This is a genomic window from Moorena sp., from assembly GCF_982860115.1.
The window spans coordinates 29546-33584 of sequence record NZ_CEYLVT010000063.1 but is presented as its reverse complement, the minus strand read 5'-3'; the positions used below and the strand labels follow the sequence as shown (position 1 = coordinate 33584).

Annotated in this window: 3 protein-coding genes; 1 reads left to right on the top strand and 2 read right to left on the bottom strand. The window is 45.6% G+C overall.

The window, feature by feature from the left end; all coding sequences use genetic code 11:
* Nucleotides 1–498: 498 nt before the first annotated feature.
* Together AC4II3_RS13185 and AC4II3_RS13180 are read right to left on the bottom strand one after the other, a co-directional pair.
* The gene (locus AC4II3_RS13185) at nt 499–1581 is read right to left on the bottom strand and encodes a M4 family metallopeptidase (RefSeq protein ID WP_490722824.1); all 1083 of its coding nucleotides are present in this window, start codon (nt 1579–1581) and stop codon (nt 499–501) included.
* A gap of 476 nt (nt 1582–2057) precedes the next feature.
* A complete protein-coding gene (locus tag AC4II3_RS13180) occupies nt 2058–2564 on the bottom strand; it encodes a hypothetical protein (RefSeq protein WP_488010289.1) in 507 nt (168 codons plus the stop codon).
* Between the two features lie 761 nt (nt 2565–3325).
* Here AC4II3_RS13180 and AC4II3_RS13175 point away from each other — a divergent pair.
* The coding region (locus AC4II3_RS13175) for a hypothetical protein (protein WP_488010290.1) at nt 3326–4039 on the top strand (714 nt) is incomplete at its 3' end.

The following is a 4039-nucleotide window of genomic DNA, read 5'->3' as shown; positions in this document are numbered from 1 at the left end:
GGGTGTGGGGTGTGGGGTGTGGGGTGATGGGGAGAGGATATTTTCACCTTTAAGGTGAAAAATACCTTTTTATTAAAAAAATTCCCCTCCTGGGAGGGGTTAGGGGCTCACAGGGGTAGGTTTTTAACAAAGACGTGAGGTGTGGGGTGTGAGGTGTGGGGTGTGGGGTGTGGGGGATAAGAAGGCGCTGCATCGCTAAAAATCATCATTGTCAGCCATGCTTTGCGCGAGTGGGGAAAACCCCCGCAGGTCGGGCTTTGGTGCGCTGATTGACCTTTGGTCACGCTACGCTCCGGAAGCGTTTCGGCAAAGCCGACGCTTCGCGTTCGCGAAGCGTGGCCAAAGGCCTCAGCTTCCGCTAAAAGCGATCGAATCTAATTATTAAATTCGCGTGATTGTCGCACCTCTGCATCGCTTGTCTGTACCCCCACACCCTACAACCCACACCCCACACCCCACACCTGAGGTCTTTTTAAAAAACCTACCCTTATGAGCTCCTTAAGGGGAGGGGATGAAGAAAGACCTGATAAAGTCTGGCGCACCTGCGCCGCATCCTGGGGGTTCGGGGGGTTGAGGTTTCGGAGCCTCTTCAATAATCTCAATACCTACCTCTTCCCAACCTTTACGGACAGCTTTTTGTTCCAGGCTGCCAACACCAAATCGGTCACCTGCCACCTTGTATGTCTCTCTGGCAGCATCATTAAATTCTGAGGTGGTACCCAGCTTATCCCTCAAGGTAAGATACCAGATCCAACCGGCCTTGTCCCAAGCGTATCCACCAATTTCCAGAGCAGCAATGTAGAAGGCCCGGTTGGGGATACCAGAATTGATATGAACCCCACCATTATCTTGAGACCCGGTGTAGATGTCTCGCATATGACCTGGTTGAGGGTCTTTACCTAGTCTGGGGTCGTTATAAGCACTCCCTGGTTCTTTCATGGAGCGAATGCCTTTAGCATTGACATTCTCAGTAAACAGACCAGCTCCAATCACCCAATCCGATTCACTAGCCGTTTGGTTCAGTGTCCGTTGCTTAACTAGGATGCCGAATACATCAGCGAAGTGTTCGTTGAGAGCACCTGGTTGATCCCGATAAACCAGTCCCGCTTCATATTGGATCACCCCATGGGTCAGTTCATGGCCAATAATATCGATGGCGATAGTAAAGCGATTGAACAGTCTCTCCTCTTCTGGCAAATCTTCATCCCCATCCCCATAGGTCATCTGTTTACCATTCCAGAAGGCGTTGTCAAAACCGCTCCCATAATGAACGGTTGAGCTCAACACCACCCCGCGATCATCAATGGAGTTCCGCTCGTAAATGTCACTATATAAATCAAAGGTGGCTCCAGAACCATCGTAGGCTTCATCCACTGCTGTGTCACCTGTGGCAGGGTCTCCTTCCCCCCGGCATTTACGGCCAGGTAAACGAGTTTGGTAGTCTGCATGGTAGATCACCCGTTCTTTGGCTGCTCCTCCTTCTCGGGCACTGGGTCGTGTGGAGAAGTCAGCTAATTCCTGGCGCACCCCACGGAACTGACCAGATTCCACTAGGGCGCTCAATGCCCGTTCTCGCTGCATAGGGCTTCCCTGTTCTGAAACTTCCCGCAGCATATACGCCGGAACTATACAGTGCAGAGGGTTGTGGTGGTGATGGTGGTGATGGTGGTGATGGTGGTGATGGTGGTGATGGTGGTGATGGTGGTGATGGTTTATATTGGTAGGCATAGTATTATTTAAGTCTTTTTGCTATTACTATGATCGCCCTTGCTAGCTCAGGTTTTATTGCCAAGTTTTTTTGCCCGAAGCAACATCTTGGAAGCTTTGCCAGCCACTTTTAATCATAGCGAAGGAAACTCAAAACAGTTTCTGATTTATGGCATTGCTTATGGGTAGGATGATTGAGTCCGTTTTATATTCCCTTACTTCTAGTCTCTTCACCCTGTTTCACAGTTTCATCAATCATCCCCCCAAATCAGCAACCCCTTTATCTGTGGTGTCTAGATTGAAAAAATCGATACCCAAATTAGAGCATTATAGGTTAGATTTCCGAGGGTTTAACTTTTTGATACAACAATCGTTACAATATAGTCGGATTGTATTATTTTTTCCTGATTAGTCATTGGCAAGGGTTCAACATTTTTTAATGTCATGGAATAGCCATCAAAATTTTTAACAGCTAAATTTTCTTGGGCTGCTCTGAGGGTTAACTCAACCTCCTCTGGTTCTGAGTTTTCCTTGATAACCTCGAAGGCAATGGTCACTTGTCCTGGTTGCACACAGAAGGCATCAGCTGGGCATCTGGAATCTTCTACTATATCCAGCACCTTAACTTGCATCGTTTTCGATTCCATTAACGCCATCTGATCGATCTGGAGTTGAATCTCTTGATTTAAATCGGCCTTAACCAAATTTTCTGTTGGTTGAATCTCTTGATTTAAATCCGCCTTACTCACATTTTCTGTTGGTTGAGTACAACCGACAAGCATCGGTTGAATCAGGCTACCAATGATAATCAGTTTTATGAACCCTGAGACTAAAGCTAATCCTTTCGATTTCGTCATGATTGACCACCCCAAGTCGGTGTAACTGTAAGCCTATGCTTACGTTTAACTTAGCAATCAAACCACTAACGGGCTAAAAACCAGATCGTTCTTCAATTGAAGTTATCTGAAATTATCGACTTAGTTAATCCTTGTATTATTGCTATTTTTTTTTAATTACTTGCATTATCACCAACACTGTACCCTTTAGGATAGAGAGTTAGTGAAATATACAGGCAATAATCTCCCCACCTCAAGGCTGGTGAGGGTAGCATTTTTGCCCCTACTTATTTTACCCTACTTATTTTAAAGTATTTTCTCTTAATTGACACAAGAAGAAATAGAAAAATATTCAATATCGTAACCGTGACTGTAATCTGATGGTAACCATTCAGCCCAAGGCTAATCAGCTATCAACTATTTATGCTCAGGGTAACATAACTGAGACCTTCCAAACCGGGTCACGAAAAAGTGCCCTATTTTAAAAAACGATTAGGGCTGAGTCTCTTTATTGATCCAGCATTACCGATTTTAGCTAAGACGTGAATGGTGAGGTCGGATTTGACTACAATATCTTGCGATTTATTAATTAACGTAAATTTATCAATCCAGGAACTTGCAACAATGAATTTAAATCAATTAACTGGTAACTAAGGGTAATTGCTATTCGACGATCAATACTTTTACCCATAAGCCGGTCTTGCATAGGTTGGTCACGTTTTTCCACAGCCATAGCACTTATCAAGACCAAGCTTAGATATTGTTTCAGTTTATGGAACATCATGACTAAAAGTTTGTTAAAAATTTATCCCCTTGGCCATCTCAGTCTTGCTTTGGTGGAATTGGTATTACTGGCATGGGCAATTCGCCTGTGGCGTCGCTCAACTAGTCTGGCCATGATTGTGCTGCCCATTGTGCTAGCAAGCATTAGCTATGACAATCTAGTTTTGGCCATGGGGAGCCTGATTGGTGAAGGCGATCTCCTCAAATCACTGAGTATGGTACGCTTCCTCTTACACTTTTTAGTGGTGCCCCTATTTATTGTAATTGCTGTTGAGCTAGCTCACCGGGCTGGAGCAGTTTGGGCTAATACAATTGTACGAGTGTTATCCTGGGTGCTTGCCCTAGGACTGGGTGGGTATGAAGTGGCGACCCACTTTGTTGGCCTAGAATTGGTTCCAGTCACTTTTGCTGGCACCTTGCGCTACACAGTAGCGGAAGTGAGTGGTCCACCAATTGTAACAATTTTGGTCAATTTGTTCGTGCTGCTGATTGGTATCGGCATCTGGGTCAGGCTGAAATGGCCATGGCTATTTGTGGGAACCTTGGTTGCCCTAATTGGCAATGCTGTACCAATCTCTCGAGTTGGCACCCTGGTCGGTAGCGCCTCTGAATTCGTCATGGCTCTGAGTTTGCTGTTAACTGAGCGCAGGACACAGTTTGTCCGTGCCCAACTCGGCTCAGGTGAAAAGACCATGAAGGTTGAAGGTTGGGTT